Annotated in this window: 27 protein-coding genes; 12 read left to right on the forward strand and 15 right to left on the reverse strand. The window is 30.8% G+C overall.

Annotated elements, in window-relative coordinates; translation table 11 throughout:
• Positions 1-50: 50 nt before the first annotated feature.
• On the reverse strand, positions 51-875 hold the full coding sequence (locus M890_RS0100190) for an ABC transporter permease (protein WP_028281589.1): 825 nt from the start codon (positions 873-875) through the stop codon (positions 51-53).
• A gap of 19 nt (positions 876-894) precedes the next feature.
• Positions 895-1,803 (reverse strand): ABC transporter ATP-binding protein, encoded by a 909-nt coding sequence (locus tag M890_RS0100195; protein WP_028281590.1) that lies wholly within the window; start codon positions 1,801-1,803, stop codon positions 895-897.
• Between the two features lie 98 nt (positions 1,804-1,901).
• Between M890_RS0100195 and M890_RS0100200 the strand changes: the two genes are divergently transcribed.
• Complete coding sequence (locus M890_RS0100200; RefSeq protein ID WP_157243238.1) at positions 1,902-2,960, forward strand: hypothetical protein; 1,059 nt, start codon at positions 1,902-1,904, stop codon at positions 2,958-2,960.
• Here the strand turns inward: M890_RS0100200 and M890_RS0100205 are convergent.
• From M890_RS0100205 to M890_RS0100230, 6 genes are read right to left on the reverse strand one after another with little or no spacing between them, the layout of a single operon-like run.
• Entirely contained in the window at positions 2,957-3,472 is a 516-nt protein-coding gene (locus tag M890_RS0100205) for an IS1096 element passenger TnpR family protein (RefSeq protein ID WP_028281592.1), read from the reverse strand. The two genes, M890_RS0100200 and M890_RS0100205, sit on opposite strands and share 4 nt — an antisense overlap.
• A 39-nt stretch (positions 3,473-3,511) precedes the next feature.
• Positions 3,512-4,528 (reverse strand): COX15/CtaA family protein, encoded by a 1,017-nt coding sequence (locus tag M890_RS0100210; protein ID WP_028281593.1) that lies wholly within the window; start codon positions 4,526-4,528, stop codon positions 3,512-3,514.
• 16 nt (positions 4,529-4,544) lie between these two features.
• The gene (locus M890_RS0100215) at positions 4,545-4,997 is read right to left on the reverse strand and encodes a GNAT family N-acetyltransferase (RefSeq protein WP_316929332.1); all 453 of its coding nucleotides are present in this window, start codon (positions 4,995-4,997) and stop codon (positions 4,545-4,547) included.
• 5 nt (positions 4,998-5,002) lie between these two features.
• Entirely contained in the window at positions 5,003-6,418 is a 1,416-nt protein-coding gene (locus tag M890_RS0100220) for a CCA tRNA nucleotidyltransferase (protein ID WP_028281595.1), read from the reverse strand.
• A gap of 7 nt (positions 6,419-6,425) precedes the next feature.
• Positions 6,426-6,983, reverse strand: coding sequence for an L-threonylcarbamoyladenylate synthase (locus M890_RS0100225; RefSeq protein WP_028281596.1), 558 nt, complete (start codon positions 6,981-6,983; stop codon positions 6,426-6,428).
• A gap of 12 nt (positions 6,984-6,995) precedes the next feature.
• On the reverse strand, positions 6,996-7,838 hold the full coding sequence (locus tag M890_RS0100230; RefSeq protein WP_157243239.1) for a DUF6492 family protein: 843 nt from the start codon (positions 7,836-7,838) through the stop codon (positions 6,996-6,998).
• 60 nt (positions 7,839-7,898) lie between these two features.
• Between M890_RS0100230 and M890_RS15610 the strand changes: the two genes are divergently transcribed.
• Entirely contained in the window at positions 7,899-9,047 is a 1,149-nt protein-coding gene (locus M890_RS15610) for a glycosyltransferase (protein ID WP_051437414.1), read from the forward strand.
• Entirely contained in the window at positions 9,044-10,261 is a 1,218-nt protein-coding gene (locus M890_RS0100240; RefSeq protein ID WP_028281598.1) for a glycosyltransferase, read from the forward strand. Before M890_RS15610 ends, M890_RS0100240 begins: the two co-directional genes overlap by 4 nt.
• Here M890_RS0100240 and M890_RS15615 read toward each other — a convergent pair.
• Positions 10,258-11,148 carry a glycosyltransferase family 2 protein gene (locus M890_RS15615; RefSeq protein ID WP_051437415.1) on the reverse strand — a complete coding sequence of 297 codons (891 nt, stop codon included), beginning with the start codon at positions 11,146-11,148 and terminating at the stop codon, positions 10,258-10,260. The two genes, M890_RS0100240 and M890_RS15615, sit on opposite strands and share 4 nt — an antisense overlap.
• A 92-nt stretch (positions 11,149-11,240) precedes the next feature.
• Here M890_RS15615 and M890_RS15620 point away from each other — a divergent pair, with 92 nt between their 5' ends.
• Together M890_RS15620 and M890_RS0100255 are read left to right on the forward strand one after the other, a co-directional pair.
• A complete protein-coding gene (locus M890_RS15620) occupies positions 11,241-12,140 on the forward strand; it encodes a hypothetical protein (protein ID WP_036596972.1) in 900 nt (299 codons plus the stop codon).
• A gap of 1 nt (position 12,141) precedes the next feature.
• Positions 12,142-12,939 (forward strand): glycosyltransferase family 2 protein, encoded by a 798-nt coding sequence (locus tag M890_RS0100255; protein ID WP_028281599.1) that lies wholly within the window; start codon positions 12,142-12,144, stop codon positions 12,937-12,939.
• Here the strand turns inward: M890_RS0100255 and M890_RS0100260 are convergent.
• Positions 12,936-13,682 (reverse strand): glycosyltransferase family 2 protein, encoded by a 747-nt coding sequence (locus M890_RS0100260; RefSeq protein WP_028281600.1) that lies wholly within the window; start codon positions 13,680-13,682, stop codon positions 12,936-12,938. The genes M890_RS0100255 and M890_RS0100260 overlap by 4 nt on opposite strands.
• An 80-nt stretch (positions 13,683-13,762) precedes the next feature.
• Between M890_RS0100260 and M890_RS0100265 the strand changes: the two genes are divergently transcribed.
• On the forward strand, positions 13,763-14,482 hold the full coding sequence (locus M890_RS0100265; protein ID WP_028281601.1) for a polysaccharide deacetylase family protein: 720 nt from the start codon (positions 13,763-13,765) through the stop codon (positions 14,480-14,482).
• A gap of 21 nt (positions 14,483-14,503) precedes the next feature.
• Here the strand turns inward: M890_RS0100265 and M890_RS0100270 are convergent, their stop codons facing one another.
• Positions 14,504-15,241, reverse strand: a complete 738-nt coding sequence (locus M890_RS0100270) for a glycosyltransferase family 2 protein (protein WP_028281602.1) — start codon at positions 15,239-15,241, stop codon at positions 14,504-14,506.
• 44 nt (positions 15,242-15,285) lie between these two features.
• Here M890_RS0100270 and M890_RS0100275 point away from each other — a divergent pair, with 44 nt between their 5' ends.
• Positions 15,286-16,107 (forward strand): glycosyltransferase family 2 protein, encoded by an 822-nt coding sequence (locus M890_RS0100275; RefSeq protein ID WP_036596974.1) that lies wholly within the window; start codon positions 15,286-15,288, stop codon positions 16,105-16,107.
• Here M890_RS0100275 and M890_RS0100280 read toward each other — a convergent pair.
• Positions 16,104-17,183 carry a glycosyltransferase family 9 protein gene (locus tag M890_RS0100280; protein WP_028281604.1) on the reverse strand — a complete coding sequence of 360 codons (1,080 nt, stop codon included), beginning with the start codon at positions 17,181-17,183 and terminating at the stop codon, positions 16,104-16,106. The genes M890_RS0100275 and M890_RS0100280 overlap by 4 nt on opposite strands.
• 115 nt (positions 17,184-17,298) lie before the next feature.
• Positions 17,299-17,433, reverse strand: coding sequence for a hypothetical protein (locus tag M890_RS16970; protein WP_262496317.1), 135 nt, complete (start codon positions 17,431-17,433; stop codon positions 17,299-17,301).
• 37 nt (positions 17,434-17,470) lie between these two features.
• On the opposite strand from M890_RS16970, the gene M890_RS0100285 reads away from it, so the two are divergent.
• Positions 17,471-18,046: a lipopolysaccharide kinase InaA family protein gene (locus tag M890_RS0100285; protein WP_084553521.1), complete on the forward strand. Its 576-nt coding sequence runs from the start codon at positions 17,471-17,473 to the stop codon at positions 18,044-18,046.
• 75 nt (positions 18,047-18,121) lie between these two features.
• Here M890_RS0100285 and M890_RS0100290 read toward each other — a convergent pair whose 3' ends face one another.
• On the reverse strand, positions 18,122-18,937 hold the full coding sequence (locus M890_RS0100290) for a 2,3,4,5-tetrahydropyridine-2,6-dicarboxylate N-succinyltransferase (RefSeq protein WP_028281606.1): 816 nt from the start codon (positions 18,935-18,937) through the stop codon (positions 18,122-18,124).
• A gap of 102 nt (positions 18,938-19,039) precedes the next feature.
• Between M890_RS0100290 and ruvX the strand changes: the two genes are divergently transcribed.
• The 4 genes from ruvX (at position 19,040) to mazG (ending at position 21,462) form a co-directional block, all read left to right on the forward strand.
• Positions 19,040-19,450, forward strand: coding sequence for a Holliday junction resolvase RuvX (gene ruvX / locus M890_RS0100295; protein ID WP_028281607.1), 411 nt, complete (start codon positions 19,040-19,042; stop codon positions 19,448-19,450).
• Positions 19,451-19,459: 9 nt separating this feature from the next.
• A complete protein-coding gene (gene def, locus M890_RS0100300; protein WP_028281608.1) occupies positions 19,460-20,053 on the forward strand; it encodes a peptide deformylase in 594 nt (197 codons plus the stop codon).
• A gap of 105 nt (positions 20,054-20,158) precedes the next feature.
• Positions 20,159-20,581, forward strand: a complete 423-nt coding sequence (locus tag M890_RS0100305; protein ID WP_028281609.1) for a DUF5606 family protein — start codon at positions 20,159-20,161, stop codon at positions 20,579-20,581.
• A gap of 107 nt (positions 20,582-20,688) precedes the next feature.
• Positions 20,689-21,462 (forward strand): nucleoside triphosphate pyrophosphohydrolase, encoded by a 774-nt coding sequence (gene mazG, locus M890_RS0100310; RefSeq protein ID WP_028281610.1) that lies wholly within the window; start codon positions 20,689-20,691, stop codon positions 21,460-21,462.
• 644 nt (positions 21,463-22,106) lie between these two features.
• On the opposite strand, the gene M890_RS0100315 is transcribed toward mazG, so the two are convergent.
• The gene (locus tag M890_RS0100315) at positions 22,107-23,315 is read right to left on the reverse strand and encodes a peptidylprolyl isomerase (protein ID WP_232219113.1); all 1,209 of its coding nucleotides are present in this window, start codon (positions 23,313-23,315) and stop codon (positions 22,107-22,109) included.
• Positions 23,316-23,326: the final 11 nt, after the last annotated feature.

Genomic DNA, 23,326 nt, shown 5'->3' on the forward strand with positions numbered 1-23,326 from the left:
TATAATTTTATCTTAAACATAAATGTCTGATGTTAAAAAGGGGTAATCAATTACAGGTCTCTTTTTTGTAATAGTTTATATGAGCAATAAATAAATATTGTAGTCCACACTGCAACTATACCTATCTCTTGCCAATGTACTGCATAATCGTAGATAAGTTCTGTTTTTTCAGGAGACTTCATAGCTACAATACGTCTAAAGGGTTCGTCAATTAATTTCCACATAGATTTTAACGGAAAGTAGTTGTGTATTTTAGTTGCTATATCGTCATCATAATTTTTTAATATAATACCGTATATTATCCATTCTACAATAAATAGTATAAACAAGAAGGCTAAAGCAAATGCAGATCTTTTTATTAAAACAGCAGCAAAAAGACATAAGCTAAAAAAACCAATCAGTTTTACAAAATAAGCTAGTAAAAAAATGCTTTCGCTAAACATATAGTAGGTTTCACTATCACCATTATAATACAATCCAATTGCTAAGGTTAGTATACCAACAAGCAGTGTAGATATTACTGAGAAAAATAGCAGTGCATAAAACTTAGATAGGATAAATTCTTTTTTACTTAAACCATCAATAAGGTTTTGTTTTATGGTTTTGTTGCTGTATTCATTACCTATCATGCTAACTACAACTATAGCAAAAAACAGCTTAAATAATGCTGCAAAAAAAGTGGTGATATGCCATATGTAAGGAAAATCAAAGATACCAACACTACCTAAATCTATGGTAAATAGACCAAAAAAGTTAATTTTAAAGGAAGACAGTAAAATGATAAAAAATGGTAATATAAATGAAAAGAAAATTAAGATTTTGCTAATCCTATTTTCTAAAAGTTTTTGTAATTCTATTTGTAAAAGTCGTAACATGATTGGTTGTTTTGATTGATTAGTTTTGGTCCACTAAATTGTCTGTAAGCTGAAGAAATTGCTCTTCTAAACTTTCTTTTCTAAGCACTAAATGTGATAAGGCTATACCATTATCTATTAATTCTTTATTAAAAGTTGAAGCTGACATTGGTGCGTCTAAAAAGGCAGTAATTAGATCATCTGTTACTTTGGTGTTTTTTATGTTTGGATGGTTATTTAAATAGGTTACAAGTTGTTCTGGATTATCACATTTTAGCTCAAAAAAGCCTTCACTAGATATCATTTGGTCTACAGGTCCTTCATATAATTTGTGACCTTTTCTAAGTACAACTACATGAGAACAAACTTTTTCAACTTCATCTAATAAATGTGATGCTAATAAAATGGTTGTGCCTTGGCTTGCAATATCTTTTATAATAGCTCTAATTTGATGTATTCCCTGAGGATCTAATCCGTTTGTGGGTTCATCTAAAATTAATATTTCAGGATCGTTTAATAAGGCAGATGCTATTGCTAAACGCTGTTTCATCCCTAACGAGAAAGTTTTAAACTTACTTTCTTTTCTGTCCAAAAGACCAACTAATTCTAGTTTCTCGTCAATTTTGTCTTCACTAATTTCTTTAATCTTACAGACTAATTTTAAGTTTTTGTAAGCAGACATGTATGGATAAAAGTTAGGACGCTCAATAATAGCTCCTACTTTTTTTAAGGCGTTATGTGTAGAGGTTTGTCCATCAAACCAACTAAAGCTTCCGCTAGTTTTATTTACAACATTTAAGGTAATGCCTAAAGTAGTTGATTTACCACTACCATTAGGTCCTAAAATGCCATAGACATTTCCTTTTTTTATGGTAAAGGATAAATTGTTTACAGCAGTTAAATTGCCATATTTTTTAGTTAGATTACTAATGGTTAAAATTGTTTCCAAGAGGTGTGGTTTTTTGATTGGTTTAAAAGTAAGACGATTGATTGGTAAAAATGTTACAATTTAAAAATTAGTTATAAATTTGAATGACAGAAAAACTTATGAAAGATTTAAAAATTTCTAAAAAAAAACCATCCTACCCAATTAATGATAGATTGAGTAGTTATTTGTCCGATTATAACCGTAATTCTAAAATTACAATACTGTATGATGACCTTTTGCGTTTTCAAGGGTCTGTAACCGTTTATGATAAAGATGATAATGACACCTTATGGATACGAGTTTATTTTAGTGAGTTTGATAGAGCCGAAATTGATTTAAGTCTAAAAAAAGTATATAGTAGATTACACTCTGATGGTAACGAGACTAATAATGCGTTTTTAAATATTGATGCTATAGATTACTGCACCTTTGGTAACTCTAAACCTTTTAGAATTAAAATCCGAAATGTTTTAAATGATAACTATACCTATTTTTATGTCAAAAAAGCTGATGCATCACGTATTTATGGTTTAGAGTTAGAGCATATGTTGTCGCCATACCACTTAAATTTTATGGTTCATGGTAATACTTTAATTGAAGAGCATATTGCAGGAATACCTGGAGATGTATTTATTGATACCATGTTGGATGATTGTTCTGAATCTGAAAAATCACAAATAGCTAAAGAGTTTGTTAAATTTAACGAGCGTTGTATGATTAGACTACTTGGCGATATGCGCTCTTATAATTACGTAGTTGTGCCAACCCATGACTTTGATCATGTGGTGTTTAAAATTAGAGCTATAGATTTTGACCAACAATGTTATGAAGGCAAGTTTAATGTGTATAGACCTCAGTTTTTTAAAGAAAATTTAAGGTTGGTCGAGTTGGTTGTAAGTAAGTTTAAAAAAGCGTCCATAGATCAATATAAAATTGAAGAACGTAGTATCGTAGCTAAGCGTATGATTAGTTATAATGTTCGGTTGGAGCGATTGTTAGATTGTATGACTCATGATGTTATATCCAACGAAGAAAACATTGCGCTTCTAAAAACCAAAATCCATGAATATACCATGGATTTAGAGTTTAAAAAAAGTGAAAATATGGGTGGAATTTTAAAAAATGCTTTGGAGTTTGTAAAACGTAATTATGAAGACGTTAATACAAAGGATTTTTAATTCCAGTTCTCTTCAAAGTCTAGATTATCATAATCGTCGATGTTAAAATCGTCATCAAAATCGTCATAATCGTCATTACTTTCTGCTTCAAATATTTTGTCAGGAGCTTCAGTAGGAACTTGACCTTGTACATACATTAGGTTAGGGTAATCAACACCTTCTGCAACTTCAACAATTTCAGCTAATTCAACAAAAAAGGTCCACATATTCATAAAGTCATAGACATAAATTAATTTAGTTTGTGCCTCATGTACAGTGTCAGACAGGTTAGTTTCATTCATTAACCTAACATCATTTAAACCATCACTCATGTCAAAAAGGCTAATTTCTTCACCTTGATTCCATTCATCATCACTTAAATAAAACGATGCCATTTCGGTACCATCAAAGCCAAAACACTGTGTGATAACATTATGTAAATCTTCTAGAGTATCGCTTTCGCGAATTTCAAAATCTCTGAAAATATCTTCTTCTGTATCGTTGTCTAGTATAACTCTAAATCTGTAAATCATAATAATAAAATAAGGGTGTAAAGATACTGCTTTTAGGTGTTATTTACTAAAGCGATGTAACGTAAATGTCATTGCGCTTAGTAATAAAAACGCACCAACTTGATGAGCAACACCTAACCAAACCGGAACTTGTAATATTAAAGTAAAAACGCCTAAAATAAATTGAAAAAAGACTAGGTATAATAATGCGTTTAATGCTCTGCGTTGGTAATTGGTTTCGACATATTTTTTTCCTTTAAAGTAAATTAACAAAATAAATATGACTACAACATAAGCTAACGTTCTGTGTACAAATTGCACACCACTTTTACCTTCTGTTAGGTTGGCAAATAGGCTGTCTCGTTCTATATAAACGCTTTCATGGATAAATTTTCCTTCGCTCATCATTGGCCAATGGTTATGTACCCAACCTGCATCTAATCCTGCTACAAACGCACCATAAATAATTTGAATTAATAGAACTAATGTACCAACTTTTACCAGTCTGTTAAAACTAGTGTTTACAATTTTATTGTAAGGAAACATTAAATCCAATGCGACCCAAAAAGTAGCAGAAAAGGTTATAAAAGCAGTAGTTAGGTGCATGGCTAACCTATAATGGCTAACGTCTGGTCTATCCACTAAGCCACTTTTAACCATGTACCATCCTAAAAAGCCTTGCAATGCACCTAGACACATTAACCCAATGGACTTTTTAATGGTAGGTTTGGTAAGTTGTTTGGTGATTAAAAAGTATAAAAACGGTAAGAAAAACACCAATCCTATAAAACGTCCAATAACACGATGGATCCACTCCCAAAAGTAAATATCCTTAAATTCCTCAATAGTAAAATGTGTGTTTAGTTTTTGGTACTCTGGATATTGTTTGTATAAATCAAAAGCTTCTTGCCACTCTACATCATTCATAGGCGGAATGGTGCCTGAAATAAGTTTGTAATTTGAAATGGATAAGCCTGAGTGCGTTAGTCGTGTAATACCACCAACAATTACCATTATAAAAATTAGTACACATCCTGTTAACAACCAATAGATGACTTTTTTGTTATCTTTTTTCATTGCCTTTTTCTTTTTTTTACAATTCTTTTTTAAAACATAAGCTTTCGCTTATGCCTTGATATTGACCGTAATTTTCAGTGATTTGATAATTACATTTTTTATACAAATTAATAGCTTCAATTTGTCTAATTCCTGTTTCTAAAATACTAAATGTAAAACCTGATGCTTTTGCCCATTGCTCTAAGGCTTCCAAAATTTGTGAAGCCACACCTTGTCCTCTTGCTGCTTCTGTGGTAAACATGCGTTTTATTTCGACTGTATTTTTACTAAATTTTTTAAAGGCACCACAGCCAACAGGTTTACTGTCTTTATAAGCAATTATAACGTTGTTAATGTTTTGCAATCCATTATATTGGTTATAAAATGCGTGGTCATCACCATCTGTGATTTTTAAAAAATCATCTAATTGTTTGACAAGACTTTTAAAGTCGGTACTATCAGAATTGGTTTTACGTAATTCTAACATCATCCAAATTAATTAGCAGTTAAGCCTAATTGTTCTCCTTTTTTAAGCATTAGATTAAAAGCAGCTTCATGTTGGTTAGGAATTTCGCCTTCCAGAATCGCTTCTTTAATTGCTTCTTTTATTATACCAATTTCTTTTGAAGGTTTAAGATTAAAGGTTTTCATGATTTCTTCACCTGAAACTGGTGGTTGAAAATTTCTGATGTGATCCTTTTCTTCTACTTCTATAATTTTTTCTCTAACAATCTTAAAATTGTTGTGATATTTTTGAAAACGTTTTGGGTTTTTTGTTGTGATATCAGCTTCGCAAAGCGTCATTAAATCATCTACATAATCTCCTGCGTCAAATACTAAACGTCTAACTGCCGAGTCTGTTACAATGTCCTGTGCTAAAACTATTGGTCTAGAACTCATAAACACCATTTTTTGGACAAATTTCATTTTGTCATTTAATGGCATTTTTAAACGCTTAAATAAATGATATACCATTTTGGAGCCTTCAAACTCATGACCATGAAAGGTCCAACCCACTTTTTTACTAAAACGTTTTGTTGGTGCTTTACCTATGTCATGTAATAATGCTGCCCAACGTAACCATACGTCGTCTGTGTTTTTAGCAATGTTGTCAACCACTTCTAACGAGTGGTAAAAGTTGTCTTTGTGTGTTTGTCCTTCTACTTCGTCTATACCTTTTAAATTGGTAAGTTCTGGCAATATATGACTTAAAAGTTTTGTTTTTTCTAAAAGTAAAAATCCTTTAGAAGGGACTGGACTTTCTAGTATTTTATTAAGTTCAACAATTATACGCTCTTTTGTAATTATGTCTAAGCGTTGATTGTTTCTTGTAATGGCATTTAGTGATTCGTCTTCTATTATAAAATCTAGTTGCGTTGCAAATCTAATAGCACGCATCATGCGTAATGGATCGTCACTATAGGTAATGTCTGGATTTAGAGGTGTTTTTATAATCTTGTTTTCTAAATCTTGTATGCCATTAAAAGGGTCTAATAAATCACCAAAATTGGATTGTGATAAGCTTAAGGCTAATGCATTTATGGTGAAATCACGACGGTTTTGATCGTCTTGTAATGTTCCGTTTTCTACTACAGGATTACGACTATCTTCGTTGTAAGATTCTTTTCGTGCACCTACAAACTCGATTTCGATATCCTTATAGCGCAACATAGCTGTACCATAAGTTTTAAAAACTTGTACTTTAGGCTTATTGGGTAATAATTTTGCAACAGCTCTAGCTAGTTCAATTCCGCTACCAACTGCTACAATGTCAATATCTTTAGCATCACCTCTTTGTAATAAGTAGTCTCTAACAAAACCACCAATAACATAGCTGTCTAAATTTAAGTTTTTAGAGGCTTCAGAAATAATTTTAAATATTGGGTTTTGTAAGGCGTCTTTGTAATTCATTGTAAATTTACTCACGAATAATTTTCACCTCTCCTTTATTAGATAATTTGATAATGGTAGAGGGTTTTGCGTTTTTATTTTCGCTTTGCAAATTTACGACATAATCCACACCTTTTAAAATAGCTTCGCTAATTTCTTCAAAGGATTTTGGTGTTGGTTGGCCTGATATATTTGCTGAGGTAGAAACTAATGGTCTACCTAAGTATTTTATTAGTTTTTCGCAAAATTTGTGTTTAACAATACGTATGGCTAAGGTGTTATCTTCTGCTATTAAGTTTTCTGCAACTCCTGCTGGTGCGTCATAAATAACAGTAGTTGGTGTGTCTGCTAAATCTAAGATATCATAAGCTATATTTGGTACATTATCAATATGCTTTTCTAGCATACTATAATTGTTAACTAAACAGATTAGTGCTTTACTGTCTTCGCGTTGTTTAAGTTTATACACTTTTTTGACAGCATTGGCATTGGTTGAATCACAGCCAATTCCCCAAACGGTATCTGTTGGGTATAATATAATGCCACCTTGTTTAAGGATAGCAACAATTTGATCAATATTTTCCATAACTTTTGTTGTTTAAAATAATTTAAACCTTTTCTTTTTTTGCGTCCAATTACTCTGAAAAATAACACCTAGATATACTTTTTTAAGCTTGTCTATATCGTGGAATTTTTTTTCGATGTCAAATTGCTTTTTATAATGGTAGACTTTAAAAAAACCTTCGATAGGTAAAATTGGTATTAGATTACACACTCTAAGATACTCACCATAAATTACTGTTTCAGATGGGATTGCAGTTTTTTCAATGTCATTAAAAAAATCTTCAAATTTTTGATTTTTACTTGCTAAAAACACCTCGTTAAAATGCTGCCACACTTTGCAAGACCATAGGTAAGGTGATGGTCCGTAATCCCATTGTTTACCTTTAGTACCCAAAATTTTTCTGGTAGCTTTTAAGGCTTGCTTAAAAAAAATAGTTTCTGTATCCATGTCTATACGTTCCATAGTTTCTAAAAACGATTTAGATTCGTGCATGATGGTATACGGTATATTGTCAGAGTATATAAAGTCCGATAGATAGAAATTTTTTATAAACTGACTGTCGGAATCTATACATAAGTAATTATTGGCAACATTTAATCTATAAAATTGTGTCTTAATAATTTGTTGGTATCTCCATCCATCTGTAACATTGGTTTTATAAATACTGCTATCTTTAATAAGGGTGTGTTGCGTGTTTAAATTATCTTGGAAGTAATCATAATCTTCATCATTTACCGAAATATAAACAGGGATTTTATCAATGTTGTATTCATTAATAGAATTAATTAATACTTTAGCACGTTCAAAATCTGGTTTGTAAGTTTTTATTAGGATAGCAAGTTGGTGCATGAATAAAATAGACTTAAGTTTAAGCAAATTTAGCTTTTTTTAAGTGATTAAGTATTATTAATTTTTAAGGTTAACTAAATTACTAACATGAAAAATATACTTTTCTTCTATCCCGAGAATCCGTTATTAAAACAACAAGGTAATAATGCAAGAGCTTTTTGTTTGTTAGAATATTTTAAAGCACAAAACTATCAAGTAGATTTTGTGTCTTTAGAGCAACCTGATAAAGAAAATTTCACAAATACTCATTTAGACACTTTAAAGCGTAAGCATTTAATTACAAATGGCTGGCTTTTAAAAAGAAGTAAACGTAGCGGAATTAAATATTTACTATTTAGTATAAAACAAAAAATCAGTAATCTGTTTAATAATAAAGTTTCGGATTTTGACAGAATAAGGTTTGGTCAAGGCGAAGAGTTAGCCTTAATTACCAAGGATAAAACTTATGATATAATCATTATATCCTACGCCTATTATCATGGGTTTTTAAAATATTTAAATACAACACTTTCTAAAACAATAGTTGATACACATGATTTTTTAACCTCGCAGTTTCAAAGTCATAAACAATTTAATTTAGGTAATTATTTTAGTCATGAAATCCAGTTATTAAACGATTTTGATACGGTTTGGGCTATTTCATCAGAAGAACATTATTTATATTCTCAATTTATAGGAGATAAAGTTAAATTAGCACCTCATGTACTAGAAGATAATTCGTCCAAGATTAATCAAGTTAAAAGTATAGATTTAATCTACGTAGCAAGCGATAATAGTCATAATGTAAAAGCAGCTCAGTGGTTTTTTAACAACGTATATCCTTTATTAAATAAGGACATTACTATTACAGTTGTTGGAAAAATTAGTCAGGTCATTCCAGATTTTAAAAATGTTAACAAACAGTCTTACGTAGAGGATTTGTCAAGTTTATACCAAGCATCAAGAGTATCTATATGTCCAATGTTAACAGGAACTGGATTAAAAATAAAAGTTGTCGAAGCTTTGTCTTATGCATTACCTGTGGTTTGTAACGAGAGAGGTTTGGATGGACTTTTAAACAAAACCAATAATGGATGCATGGTAACAAACTCTGAGACTGAGTTTGCAGCATTTATAGATCAATTATTAACAGACAAAAAAATGTATGATATGCAAAGTGAATTAGCTGCCGAATTTTTTAAACAGTCTTTCTCTAAACAATCCGTATACAGTAAATTAAATGCAAGTTTAAAATGAGTTTAAAATCACTTAAAAATCAGTTTAAAACCTATTTGTTAACTAAAAAACTGAAAAAAAATAATATCCTGTTTAACCTAAGTGATTTTACGTTTTCCGATAAAAACGTATTAATTATTGACGAGATTATACCCGAATTTAATAAAGATTCTGGGTCTAGACGTCTAACTGAAATCATTAAACTGTTGCTTAAAAATAAAGTTTCCGTTTTTTTGATTGCAGACCTAAAACAGTATAAATATAAAAGTGATTACATTCAAAAATTTAAAGATTTAGGCGTTAATGTATACCAACCTAGTATAGATCAAAAAGGGCAACAGGTAACTAAAGAGGACTTTATTAAGTTAATTGCCCCTAAAATAGACGTCGCATGGTTACATAGACCAACAATATTTAGCAAGTTTCAGTCCTTGGTTAAAACTGCTAATCCAAATATAAAGTTGGTATTTGATATGGTGGATTTTCATTATGTCAGATTATTAAGAGAATATGAACTTAATAAAGATGAAGCATTAAAGGCTGAAGCCGAAAAATTTCTTAAAATAGAATTAGAAAATTGTAAAAATGCTGATGTTGTCATTGCAATTTCAACAACTGATAAAGAATTGCTTAAACAACATTTTAATACAGACGAAAAAGTAGTTTTAATTAGTAATATTCATCAACATATCGATAAGTCAGATAATTTTAATTCATTTGAAAACAGAAACGACTTATTATTTGTTGGTAGTTTTAGACATGATCCCAATAGTGATGCAGTTAAGTATTTAAAAGAAAACATTATGCCTCTTGTTTGGAAGGATATTCCGGATTTAAAAGTTAACATTATTGGTAGTTATATCACTGAGGATATTGAGGCTTTAGCATCAGATAAATTTAAATTGTTAGGATTTGTAGACGATTTAAATGCAGTAATCAATACCACAAAACTGTTTGTAGCTCCTTTACGTTTTGGAGCAGGAATTAAGGGTAAAATAGGTCAGAGTTTGGAGCATAGTTTACCATTAGTAACAACAAATGTGGGAGCAGAAGGGTTTGATTTTGGAGAGCAAACTAATGTGATGATTGCTAATAATGCAGAAGCAATAGCTCAAAAAGTAATTGATTTATATACTAACAAAATACTTTGGGAAGAAGCGTCTAACAGTTGTAAAACTATATTAGAACCTTTTTCATTAAAAGTAACTGAAAACCAAGTTCTACAAATAATTTAACCTTTAGCTCGCATTGAAAACCTTAAAGAATCTCCACCTTTTAGTGTAATTTTAAAAGGTACTAAGTGTTTTTTAGGTTTAAAAATACTTTTAATACCGTATTTTAAAATTAAGACAAATCTTAAAAATTGATAGTACAACGTACTGTAGTTTTTCTTTATTACATAAAGGTAAGAGACCGTAAACTCACGTTTTAGGGCAACATTTCCGGAGCTTTTTCCCATGTAATGAATAAATGTAGATTTAGGATAATATTGTGTTATGTAACCTTGCTTTTTTAAACGTAAGCAAATATCCATTTCTTCATAAAACAAAAATATTTTAGGATCAAAACCACCACATTTTTTGTATGCTTCGGTTTTAAAAAACATAAAAGCACCAGAGACTAAATCTACCGTAAAGGGTTCTGATAAGTCAGAGTTATATAGATTGCTGTAATATTTAACAGGTTTTTTTTGATTAAATAAATGGTATTTTAAATCTATAAATTGTCTAAAACTATATTTAAAAGGTTGCCCATTTTCATCTACTTGTTTTAGACCAATACAGCCTACTTTTGGATTAGATTGGCTGTAATTTAGTAATTGTAATAAACTGTTTTCAGTCAACTCTGCATCATTATTTACAAATGCTAAATGGTTACCACTAGCATGTTGGTAACCCAAATCATTTCCGCCTCCAAAGCCTAAATTTTCTTTGCTTTTAATTAATGTAAAATCAGCATTTTGCAAGTGTGCTTCTAAAGACTTAACATCTTCAGGTTTTGATTGATTATCAACAACAATAATCTCAAAACTAAGGTCTTTAGTAAATTTGTAAATAGAGTCAATACAATTAATGGTATAACCAGAAGAATTAAAGTTTACAATAATTATAGAAACGTCCATGTAGTTGATTTTTGGGTAAAAATAAATAAAACCAATAGATTGACTAACTTAAGTTTTAATATTTATTAGTTTTGTTTAACTAATTATTTATAATGAAAAATATTGTTGTTGGTTTTTTGATGTCTTACGACTACGAGAAATTAAAACTGTCTATTCCTCCAGTTTATGAAAAAGCAGATAAAATTTATTTGGCTTTAGACCATAAACAACGTACATGGAAAGGCGAACCTTTTGAGGTGGATTCTAGTTTTTTTGATTGGCTTACTAATTTTGATAAAGATCAAAAAATTGAAATTTATAAGGACAATTTTTATGTACCTGAGCTAAATGCTATCCAAAACGATACCAGAGAACGTCACATGTTGTCATTAAAAATGGGTATTGGTAATTGGTTAGTGCAAGTGGATGCTGACGAGATTTTTATAGACTTTAGTCAGTTTGTTAAAACATTACGTCAACACGATCATTTTTTGGATAATCCTAAGAAAAATCCAGTTCAAATAGCAGGTTTTTTAATTAATATTTATAAGTATTTAGAAGATGGAATACTTTACGTGGATGAGCCTACAAAAGTAATGTTGGCGACCAATTACCCCAATTATAAATACGCCAGAAATAGTAAAGAGCGTGTGATTTATACAAATAATGTATTGTTACACGAGTGTTTGTCTAGAGACGAGGCGTCTTTAAAATTTAAACTAGATAATTGGGGACACTCCCATGAGCTTAACGATCAGTTTTTTCCAAAATGGCAAAAAGCAGATAAAAACAATTACAAAGAATTAAAAAACCTGTTTTATTTAGATCCAGAAATCTGGAAAAGCTTAGGGTATTTTCCAACACATGATTTAAATGAAATTAAAAATTTAGTGGAAAAAGATGAAACTTTAGCTCCTTCTAAAGCCTTTTTACGCAAAAAAAACTTTGGACAATGGTTTAAGTTTTTAAAGATTTTTAATAAAAGTAAAATCGAATTCGAATCTTATTTTTAGTATGAAAGATTTAAAAACAACCTTGTTAATAGCTACTTACAATTGGCCTGAAGCGTTAGATCTGGTTTTACAAAGCGTACTAAACCAAAGTCAGTTACCTGATGAAGTTATTATTGCAGATGATGGATCAACTAATGAGACTAAAGTTTTAATTGATAGCTTTAAGACAAAATTTGAAATTCCTTTGATTCATATTTGGCAAAAAGACGAAGGATTTAAAAAAGCCCATATTTTAAATAAAGCAATAGCAAAAGCGTCAGGAGAATATATAATACAGGTCGATGGAGATTGTATCATGCATTCGCATTTTATTAAAGATCATTTACAGTTTGTTCAAGATGACACCTATTTATTTGGATCTAGAGTTAATATCCAAAAGGATTATTTAGACACTTTGTTTAAGACTAAACAAATCACTTTTTCAGCTTTTTCTAAAGGAATAAAAAAACGTACTCGTGCTTTACACATACCCATTTTAAGTAAATTGTATAAACCAAATGCTGAGTTTTCAAGCAAATTTAGAGGTTGTAATACGTCTTATTTTAAAAAAGATTTTATTGCTGTTAATGGTTATAATGAAGATATAACTGGTTGGGGAAGAGAGGACTCTGAGTTAGTGTTAAGAATGCATAATAATGGTTTGCAAGCTAGACGTTTACGTTATAGAGGTATTGTGTTTCATATATATCATAACGAAAAATCTAGAGATAGATTTGAGATTAATGATACTATTGAGCAAAAAACTATTACTCAAAGTATTAAATGGGCAAAAAACGGAGTAGATAAGTATTTACCTTAATCTATATTACGATACATGGTCCATAATTGGATATAGCGTTTAAACACCGAAAACGCATGGACATAACAAATAATAAACCCTTCTTTACCATCTAAAAATCCAAACCTTAAAAAGTATTGGTGCATAAATCTGTACCAAGGTCTAAATAAAAAATGATACAAATTTGGACGTACATTTTTTTTAAATAAAGCTTCAGCTTGTAATTTACTGTACTGCGTTAATTTTTGATTATAATTATCAAAATCTTTGTACGTTTGATGTTTAACGTGATGTTTTAATTTACCAATGGTAGCAGTAGTTTGTATAGCTTCATGGACTAATTTACCGTTATACTTACAATAATTTTTGTTAAATAAACGCACTGCAATATCTGTTTGAAAGCCACTATATTTAATACGTTTACCCATAAAATGGTAATCACGCTTTACGCGGAAAGCTTTAGCTGTTGGATTAGACCTCACAGTAGCGACAAGCTCTGTAGCTAAGGCTTCAGGCACTTCTTCATCCAAATCAAAAAAAGTCACCCAATCATGTTTTGCTAAGCTAATTGCATAATTTTTTTGTGAGGAAAAATCATCAAAAACACGCTTGACAAACGTGACTTTTGGATGTTGTGCTAATGCTTCGGTATGGTCAGTACTAAAGGAGTCTACGATAATAATTTCATCTGCAAAAGACATACTGTTAATATAGCGTTCTATATTATGTGCTTCGTTAAATGTTATTGCTAGAGCAGTTATCATGCAAGAGAAAATCAGATTTTTGCCAAATATAACCATTAGGCTTTATATATTTGTGTGCAGAGTATTCAAATTAAAACAACGTGCCAAAATTACCCATTTTAATGTATCATAGTGTCACCTCTAAATCTCATGAGAGTAAAGGGTTGACCATTGACGTCAAAATTTTAGAAACACAATTATTGTATCTAAAAGCAAATGGTTACACGACGTTGCATTTTAAAGATTTACAACAATTTAATTCTGCTAAGGATTTTCCAAAAAAAGCAGTAATAATCACGTTTGATGATGTATATGTTAACCAGTTGGAGTTAGCCTATCCATTATTTGTAAAACACAATTTAAAGGCTTGTTTTTATATACCTTTTAAATATGTAAATGGTGTTAATACTTGGGATGAAGGAGAAGAGCCTATCATGTCTGTGGAACAATTACAGAGTTTAGATAATACTGTAATAGAGTTAGGTTTACATAGTTTTGCACATCAACGTTATGACCAATTATCAATTGAAGCGATCCAAGCAGATTTTGATTTATGTAAAGCGTTTATAGTAAAAAACAACTTAGATATTAATAATACCTTAGCCTATCCTTACGGGAAGTATCCTAAAACAGGAGAGGAGCAGCATGCTTTTTTTAAATGTTTAAAGGATAATAATATTGCTTACGGTTTACGTATTGGTAACAGAGTTAATAAATTTCCGTTTAAAAACCATTACGAAATTCAGCGTTTAGATATTAAAGGAGATGATAGCATGAAAGTTTTTCAGCGAAAGCTTAAAAAAGGAAAAAACTGGTTTTAGCAATTACAGTTACATTATATTTTACCTAATCCCTTTTTGAAGTAACATTAACTTGACATACCTAGAAAATACACCATAAGCATTAACGCTAGCAACGGTTAATCCAGGAATACCATCCATAAATCCACGTCGTAATATATAACTACTAAAAAAGCGATAAAAGGGTTTAAATGCTAAATGAAAATAAGTAGCTTTTTTACCTTTTTTTAGCATTTGCTCTGCCTGAAACCATGCATAGCTATCTTTTTTACTGATATAGTGTAGTAATCCTTTATAGGTAAAATGAAGCACAGGGTTTTTTAATTGACCAATGGTACCATCAATAATCAATTTTTCGTGTACCAAACCTTCAAATTTGCAATTGTTACGTTTTACTAATCGTGTTACATTATCACTATGATGGTATAAAAAACGATTCATGTAATAATGCGGAAAGTTTAACTTGTAGCCAGCATGTTTGTTACTTTTAATGGCTTCAAATATTTCCTGTTGTAAGGCATAAGGTATACGCTCGTCAGCATCTACAAACAAAATCCATTCGCCTTTTGCAAATTGTAAGGCGTGATTTTTTTGATTAGAAAAATTGTCAAACGCACGCAAATAGACTTCGCAACCCATTTGTTTTGCTATTTGTACAGTATTATCAGTACTATTGGAGTCCACGACAATAACTTGAGAAGCAAAGTCCACAGATTGGATCGCTTGCGCAATGTAAGCTTCCTCGTTATAAGTTGGTATAATTACTGTAATAGCATCCATATAAAAACCAAAATTACTAAAATAATTTTATCTTTGTAGCTATAATGAAAATAGATACTTCAATAATAATTAGCACCTATAATTCTCCGGAATGGTTAGCAAAAGTACTGTATGGTTATAATAACCAAACGTACCGTAATTTTGAAATCGTAATCGCAGATGATGGTTCTAAACAAGAGACCATAGATTTAATTAAATCCATACAGGAAGAAGTCTTTTATCCTATTATCCACGTGTGGCATGAGGATAATGGATTTCAGAAATCTGAGATTTTAAATAAATCCATTACACAATGCACATCAGATTATATTATAATGTCTGATGGTGATTGTATACCACGTCAAGACTTTGTAGAAGTCCATGTAAAAGAGCGTGAGATAGGTTACTTTTTATCTGGTGGTTACTTTATGTTACCAATGGATATCTCTAAAGCTATTACTAAAGAAGATATTTATAAAGCCAATTGTTTTAATTTAAAATGGCTTAAAAAGAATGGCTTAAAAGCATCTTTTAAAAATAATAAACTGACAGCTAAAGGGTTAAAATCTAAAATTTTAAATGCTTTAACACCTACTAATGCTAGTTGGAATGGACACAATGCTTCTGGTTGGAAAAAAGATATTGTTGCAGTTAATGGTTTAGATGAGCGTATGCAGTATGGTGGTCAAGATCGTGAGCTTGGTGAGCGTTTAATGAATTTAGGTATTAAAAGTAAGCAAATTAGGTACTCAGCTATTTGTGTGCATTTAGACCATAAGCGAGGTTATAAAAATGAAGCATCTATAGCTAAAAACAGAGCGATTAGAGACGTCACTAAAAATGAAAAGAAAGCTTGGACAGATTTTGGAATTGTAAAAAAGGCTTAGTTTTTAAAAGCTTTTAAATGAAAATCTAAAAAGGGAGTAAGTCTTTTTAAAATCATTTCTGGAGTTAACATTTGGTATAACTCGTGAGGGTTTTCTTCAATTTTACGTCTTTGTTCAACACTAAATTCGTCAAATAAATTAGGCTTTTCTTCTAATAAATGTATTGATGTGTGCTTTTTGCCATCTTCAAAACTAGCCCAATGTTCTTTTAAAACGTAAGGCGAAAATATTGTAAAGGTTGGTTTGTTTAAAGCTTTTGATATATGTACAATGCCACCTTCATTGCCAACAAGTAGCTCGCATTTGTTCATTAAAGTTATAAAACCTCTTATACTATCTTCGTAAATATCAATGATAATATTAGACTTATTCTGGCATTGGTTGTAAATACTTAACGCATCTGCTTTTTGGTGTGGTGCGTAATTAAATAATACATTAACATTATAGGTTGCAGTAATATGATCTATTAAAGCAACAATATATTGATATGGCATCGATTTTTGAGGCGTACTTCCTAACACACCTAGCATAATTGCTGGTTTATTGTATTTGTTTAGCTTGTTGTATTGTTGTTCGTTTTGGGTTAATACAATATGTGGCTCGTAATCTATTTGGTTTTGCGCTAACGGAAAAAAGGTATTAAACATGTTTATTCTATCCTCAATAGCTTTACCACTAATGTGTTTTTTTTCTTCTAATAAAGGGACCGTATGCGTATAAAATTTAAACCATGGATTTTTACCTCTTTTTTGAAATCCTATGCGCATTTTAGCACCAGAAAAATAACAAATAATCCTACTTTGTAACTTGGAGTAAGGATCAAAAATAATATCGTATTTATTATTTTTTACTTGTTTAATCAAGCGTCGCATAAACTTAAATTGCTTCAATTCTTTTTCGTTTACTGCTATAATGTTATCAATGTTAGGATTGTTTTCAATAACACCAGTTGTAAAATCATACACTAAATAATCAATTTGACTATCAGGAAAAACAGTTTTCATGTTTTGAGCAATTACTGATGCTATTAGCACATCACCAATACGTTTATTTTGTATGACAAGAATTTTTTTCATTTAAAAGTTGCGTATTTTTTACGCTGTAGCGCAAAATATAATTTTATCGGCTTTTATTAAAATTTAGTTTAATATATCTTTGAACAATCTTAAAATAGATAACTATCATACACTGTCATCCAAAATATAAATACTTAGAGTCCCAATTAATTGCGCTTATCCATGAATTTGAAACCTCTGGAGAAGCAGTCACTATTGGACAACGTAACGTTATAAAGTCTTTTGATGTTGAAGGTTTAAAACTAAACATTAAGTCTTTTAAAATACCAAATGGCTTTAATAGTTTTGTGTATAAATATATACGACCAACTAAGGCAAAACGGTCTTTTCAGTATGCTACTAGATTAATTGATTGTGGTATTTCTACACCTTTTCCCATAGCATATATAGAAAACACCACAGTTTTTGGGTTAAAATCAAGTTATTATATTAGTAGGCATATTGATTATGATTTTGAATTTAGAGCGTTAATACATAACCCTCAATTTCCGGAACGTGATAAAATATTGCAGGAATTTGCAGCATTTACCTTTAAACTGCATGAGAATAATATTGATTTTTTAGACCATTCACCAGGTAATACTTTAATAACTAAAGATGATAATGGTTATAATTTCTATTTAATTGATTTAAACAGGATGCGTTTTAAACCAATGAGTTTTGATAATCGTATGCATAATTTTAGACGTTTATGGTTGTCTAAAACTATGATTAAGATTTTGGCTGAAGCTTATGCCAAATTGTATAACAAGTCGTATCAAGATACCTATGATTTAATGCTTAAGCATAGTCGAGCATTTCAACTAAAAATTAATAGTAAAAAATTAAGACGTAGCGGAAGGAAAATGCAGTTTAAGAAATAAATTTTAAATACAAAAAAGCCTCTAAATTTTAAATTTAGAGGCTTTTTACATTTTATAAACGGTTGCTTTTAATTTTTAAACAGCAACATCATACTCTCTTAAAGCATCATTTAAAGATGTTTTTTTATTTGTACTTTCTTTACGTTTACCAATAATTAAAGCACAAGGGACTTGATACTCTCCAGCTGCGAATTTTTTAGTATAACTTCCCGGAATTACTACAGATCTTGCAGGCACACGACCTTTCATCTCTACAGGAGTGTCTCCAGTAACATCTATAATTTTAGTACTCATGGTTAACACCACGTTAGCACCTAAAACAGCTTCTTTTTCTACATGTACACCTTCAACAACTATACATCTTGATCCTATAAAAGCACCATCTTCTATAATAACAGGAGACGCTTGTAAAGGTTCTAATACACCACCAATACCAACACCACCAGATAAGTGTACATTTTTACCAATTTGTGCACAACTACCAACAGTAGCCCAAGTATCAACCATAGTACCTTCGTCCACATAGGCACCAATATTAACGTAACTAGGCATTAAAATTGTACCTGCAGATATGTAAGCACCATGACGTGCAACAGCATTTGGTACTACTCTAATTCCTTTTTCTTTATACCCTCTTTTTAGTGGAATTTTATCATGATATTCAAAAATACCAGCTTCTAAAGTTTCCATTTTTTGAATAGGGAAATATAAAACAACCGCTTTTTTAACCCATTCGTTAACCTGCCAGCCATCAGTTGTAGGTTCTGCTACTCTAAGTTTTCCTAAATCTAAAAGGTTAACCACTTCTCTAATAGCATCAATAGTTTTTGCGTCAGTTAATAAGTCTCGGTTGTCCCAAGCAGTCTCAATAGTTTTTTGTAATTCTGTCATGTCAATTTTAATTTAAGACAAATATAATTCGTAAAAATTAAAATATGGCACAATATTTAAGGTGTTAAGAGTATAAAACTATAAATTTGCACAAAATTTATTATGGCTCGCATTTTAGCAATTGATTACGGAAAGATTAGAACAGGATTAGCAGTGACTGATGAGATGCAGATTATTGCTTCTGGATTAACCACAGTTAATACTAAAGAGCTTATTACATTTTTAAAAGACTATCTAAGTAAGGAGCAAGTCGAATTATTTTTAGTTGGAGAACCAAAGCAAATGGATAATACGCCAAGTGAAAGCGAAGCTCTAATTATTCCGTTTTTGGTTAAATTAGAAAACACATTTCCTAACGTGCCAATTAAGCGTGTGGACGAACGTTTTACCTCTAAAATGGCGACGCAAACCTTAATAGATAGCGGATTAAAGAAAAAACAAAGACAAAATAAAGCGCTTTTAGATGAGGTTAGTGCAACCATAATCTTACAAAGCTACCTTTATAATCAATAAAAAATTAGTATGATATTACCAATTGTTGCCTATGGCGATCCCGTTTTAAAGAAAAAAGCGACAGACATTACAAAGGATTATCCAAAATTAAAAGAGCTAATTGCAAACATGTACGAAACCATGTATGGATCGTTTGGTGTAGGTTTAGCAGCTCCTCAAATAGGATTGTCAATCCGTATGTTTATAGTCGATGCGACTCCATTTGCAGATGATGAAGAAGTAATGAGTAAAGCGGAAAGTGACTTTTTAAAAAGCTTTAAACATACATTTATTAATCCTGTAATTTTAGAAGAATCTGGAGATGAATGGGCTTTTAACGAAGGTTGTTTAAGTATTCCAGATGTTAGAGAAGACGTATTTAGAAAGCCTAACATTAAAGTAGAATATTTTGATGAAGACTTTAATAAACAAACTATGGCATTAGATGGTTTGGCTGCTAGAGTATTTCAGCATGAGTATGATCATATCGAAGGGATTTTGTTTACAGACCATTTATCTGCTTTAAAAAAGCGTTTGATAAAAGGAAAATTAACTAATATCTCTAAAGGAAAAATTAATGTAGATTATCGCATGAAATTTCCATTAATGAAAAAGAAACGTTAAACGTTTGGAAAACCCAAACTAACATAAGATATTTGCCATCCAATTTTTGAACACTATGCAGCGTCATAGTGAAAGATAAAAGGATAATTAAAAAGAATAAACTATATGGCTTTAGATAAAGTATTAGCAATTGCAGGTAAACCTGGATTATATAAATTAGTAACTCAAACAAGAGGTGGTTTTATTGCCGAATCTTTAATTGATAACAGACGTATGTCTGTTGGAATACAACAAAACGTTAGTATTTTAAGTGAGATTGCAATTTATACTTTAACAGAAGAAGTACCATTAAAAGACGTCTTAAGTAAAATTAAAGACAAAGAAAATGGTGCACAAACTAGTATTAGTCATAAAGACTCAAAAGATAAATTAGAAGAATACTTTTTTGAAGTATTACCAGACTATGATGAGGATAGAGTGTACCCAAGTGATATCAAAAAGGTAATACAATGGTATAATATGTTACAAAAAAATGACATGTTGGACTTTGGTACTGCTAAGACTGAAGCAGCTAACGAAGAAGAATAAATTGATTTAATTTATAGATATTAAAAATCCAGCTTTTGCTGGATTTTTTTGTTATCATTTTTTAAGATGAAACAAATCAACGTACTTTTACAAAAACCTTTTTTTATATGAATTCTAGAGCAGACCAATTAAAAGCATTTGACCGTTTATTGACTATTATGGACGAACTACGCGAGCAATGTCCATGGGATAAAAAGCAAACCATGGAAACCTTACGTCATTTAACCATTGAAGAAACGTACGAGTTAGGTGATGCTATTTTAGATAATGATTTGGAAGAAGTTAAAAAGGAAATTGGAGATCTTATGTTGCACATGGCTTTTTATGCCAAAATTGGAAGTGAGAAAAAGGCATTTGATATTGCAGATGTATGTAATGGTATCTGTGAAAAACTAATCCATAGGCATCCACATATTTATGGAGATGTGACTGTAAAAGATGAAGCAGAAGTCAAGCGTAATTGGGAAAATTTAAAATTAAAAGAAGGCAGAACCAGTGTTTTAGAAGGTGTGCCCAAAAGTTTACCTGCATTAGTTAAAGCTAGTAGGATCCAAGAAAAAGTAGCAGGAGTAGGTTTTGATTGGGAAAAACCAGAGCAAGTATGGGAAAAAGTAGAGGAGGAGTTAAATGAATTTAAAGCTGAGGTTGATAAAGGTGATACTGACGCTATGGAAGACGAATTTGGAGATGTTTTGTTCTCTATGGTAAACTACGCTAGATTTTTAAAAATCAATCCAGAAAACGCTTTAGAGCGTACTAATAAAAAATTTTCTAAGCGCTTTCAGTATTTAGAGTCAAAAGCAAAAGCGTTAAATAAAGATTTAAAAGACATGACTTTGGGTGAAATGGATGTTTTTTGGGAGGAAGCCAAAAAACAGTAATTAGAAAATCTGTGATTTTCACATACTCAGTTTTTGGGAGGAAGCCAAAAAACAGTAATTAGAAAATCTGTGATTTTCACATACTCAGTTTTTTGGGAGGAAGCCAAAAATCAGTAATTAGAAAATCTGTGATTTTCACATACTCAGTTTTTTTTTGATAGATAGCTATGAGACATTAAGCTTAGTTTTGTAGCTAAAAACTTAAAACATAAATAGAAATTCCTGCTTTTGCAGGATTTTTTATTTATTAATTATTTAAAGTGTAAATAGCTCTCAAAGCGCATTATTGTTTAATTGTGCGCTAAACGCTTTGCAATATATTAAAGTAGTTTTGTAGTTTTTTTATTTTTTTTTCGATTTAAAAAGTCCAAAACTATAAATGTGTCGTATATACTTATAAATGACATAATCTTTTCAAGATAATATAGTTGATTAATAGCATACATCACTTTGATGTCATTAAATAAAATTATTTCTTACAAGCGAAGAGAAGTAATTGGTTAGTTTAGTTAGGAGCCAAAATCCTACTTCTTTTTAGGAGTAGGATTTGGTTTTTTATAAGGTTTTATCTCTATTATAAAATTATTTACATAAAAAAAAGCACTCATTAAGAGTGCTTTTTTTTATGTAAAAACTGAAATAATTTATTTGATTGATACAATTACTAAATCAAAAATAAGATTTGCATTTGGTGGTACTGGACCACGACCTGAAGCACCATAACCTAAATAACCAGGTACAAATATTCTAGCTTTGTCACCAACATTCATATTTAGCATAGCTTCTCTAAAACCTGGAACTAAAGTTGCAGATTCGTTATATGGCATTGCAAAAGGTTGATATGCACCTTGTTTTGCAGCATCTTCATTAAATTGGTCATATCTTTTAGCATCAGATTCCATTGTAGAAAAGAAGAAACGTCCATCTTCAAATAATCCAGTACAATCAATTAATACTTGATCTGACGGTTTTGGTGTAACTCCGTTTGGATTTGCTTCAAGAATCATTACTAATCCAGTAGGAAATTCTTTTACTTCACCTGGTATATCAGCATTAGCTTTTTTAAAGTTGTTAGCAGCTTCTTTAGCTTTTTCTTTCAAAATTTCTTGAGCTTTTACTTCTAAATCTTTTAATTTTTGTGGTAAAAGAGGCTCTTGCTCTGTAAATACTTTAGCAGCATCAAATGCTTTAGCATCTTTACCTTTACGGATGATATTTAATTGTTGGATAACAACATCTTCAATTGGTTTGTTGCTTCCAGGTGTAACTTTAACGTTAGAGATTGTGTCTTGTACTTCAATACCTTTAACTAATTCTCCAAATACAGAGTGACAACTTACCCTTGGTGCACCACAGTTTTTTAAACTTCCGTCTGCGTAAAAAGCATCTAGGTTTTGCTTAGGTATTTCGGTAATAAAAAATTGACTTCCATTTGTGTCTAATCCACCAGAATTAGCCATAGATAAAATCCCTGCTTTGTCATGACTTAAGTCTGTATCAAATTCGCTAAAAAATTTATATCCAGCACTTCCAGTTCCTGTTCCGGTTGGGTCACCACCTTGAATCATAAATTTATCCATTACTCGGTGAAAAGTAACACCATTGTAAAAAGGTTTTCCTTTTAAAGAGTCATCTAGTTTTGGGTGAGTACCTTCTGCTAAACCAACAAAGTTAGCAACCATTACAGGCACTTTGTCGTAAAATAACTTGGCAACCATTGTACCTTTATTTGTAACAAATTCGGCATATAATCCGTCTTCCAAATCTGGATATTTATCTTGGCAAGATGTGTTAGCCATACTAACCAAAAGAGCAATCAATAATAGTTTCATTGTTTTAATTAATTTGTTCATTTTAATATTGG

The sequence above is a fragment of the Olleya marilimosa CAM030 genome (genome assembly GCF_000518485.1).
Taxonomy (GTDB): domain Bacteria; phylum Bacteroidota; class Bacteroidia; order Flavobacteriales; family Flavobacteriaceae; genus Olleya; species Olleya marilimosa.

Excerpts from the sequence above, each read along its gene's own strand:
- M890_RS0100190 (WP_028281589.1), bottom strand. The coding sequence starts at position 875 with ATGTTACGACTTTTACAAATAGAATTACAAAAACTTTTAGAAAATAGG.
- M890_RS0100200 (WP_157243238.1), top strand. The coding sequence starts at position 1,902 with ATGAAAGATTTAAAAATTTCTAAAAAAAAACCATCCTACCCAATTAAT.
- M890_RS0100205 (WP_028281592.1), bottom strand. The coding sequence starts at position 3,472 with ATGATTTACAGATTTAGAGTTATACTAGACAACGATACAGAAGAAGAT.
- M890_RS0100210 (WP_028281593.1), bottom strand. The coding sequence starts at position 4,528 with ATGAAAAAAGATAACAAAAAAGTCATCTATTGGTTGTTAACAGGATGT.
- M890_RS0100215 (WP_316929332.1), bottom strand. The coding sequence starts at position 4,997 with ATGATGTTAGAATTACGTAAAACCAATTCTGATAGTACCGACTTTAAA.
- M890_RS0100220 (WP_028281595.1), bottom strand. The coding sequence starts at position 6,418 with ATGAATTACAAAGACGCCTTACAAAACCCAATATTTAAAATTATTTCT.
- M890_RS0100225 (WP_028281596.1), bottom strand. The coding sequence starts at position 6,983 with ATGGAAAATATTGATCAAATTGTTGCTATCCTTAAACAAGGTGGCATT.
- M890_RS15610 (WP_051437414.1), top strand. The coding sequence starts at position 7,899 with ATGAAAAATATACTTTTCTTCTATCCCGAGAATCCGTTATTAAAACAA.
- M890_RS0100240 (WP_028281598.1), top strand. The coding sequence starts at position 9,044 with ATGAGTTTAAAATCACTTAAAAATCAGTTTAAAACCTATTTGTTAACT.
- M890_RS15615 (WP_051437415.1), bottom strand. The coding sequence starts at position 11,148 with ATGGACGTTTCTATAATTATTGTAAACTTTAATTCTTCTGGTTATACC.
- M890_RS15620 (WP_036596972.1), top strand. The coding sequence starts at position 11,241 with ATGAAAAATATTGTTGTTGGTTTTTTGATGTCTTACGACTACGAGAAA.
- M890_RS0100255 (WP_028281599.1), top strand. The coding sequence starts at position 12,142 with ATGAAAGATTTAAAAACAACCTTGTTAATAGCTACTTACAATTGGCCT.
- M890_RS0100260 (WP_028281600.1), bottom strand. The coding sequence starts at position 13,682 with ATGATAACTGCTCTAGCAATAACATTTAACGAAGCACATAATATAGAA.
- M890_RS0100270 (WP_028281602.1), bottom strand. The coding sequence starts at position 15,241 with ATGGATGCTATTACAGTAATTATACCAACTTATAACGAGGAAGCTTAC.
- M890_RS0100275 (WP_036596974.1), top strand. The coding sequence starts at position 15,286 with ATGAAAATAGATACTTCAATAATAATTAGCACCTATAATTCTCCGGAA.
- M890_RS0100280 (WP_028281604.1), bottom strand. The coding sequence starts at position 17,183 with ATGAAAAAAATTCTTGTCATACAAAATAAACGTATTGGTGATGTGCTA.
- M890_RS16970 (WP_262496317.1), bottom strand. The coding sequence starts at position 17,433 with ATGTTTAGTTTTAAACCTTCAACATCAAAAGACTTTATAACGTTACGT.
- M890_RS0100290 (WP_028281606.1), bottom strand. The coding sequence starts at position 18,937 with ATGACAGAATTACAAAAAACTATTGAGACTGCTTGGGACAACCGAGAC.
- ruvX (WP_028281607.1), top strand. The coding sequence starts at position 19,040 with ATGGCTCGCATTTTAGCAATTGATTACGGAAAGATTAGAACAGGATTA.
- def (WP_028281608.1), top strand. The coding sequence starts at position 19,460 with ATGATATTACCAATTGTTGCCTATGGCGATCCCGTTTTAAAGAAAAAA.
- M890_RS0100305 (WP_028281609.1), top strand. The coding sequence starts at position 20,159 with ATGGCTTTAGATAAAGTATTAGCAATTGCAGGTAAACCTGGATTATAT.
- mazG (WP_028281610.1), top strand. The coding sequence starts at position 20,689 with ATGAATTCTAGAGCAGACCAATTAAAAGCATTTGACCGTTTATTGACT.
- M890_RS0100315 (WP_232219113.1), bottom strand. The coding sequence starts at position 23,315 with ATGAACAAATTAATTAAAACAATGAAACTATTATTGATTGCTCTTTTG.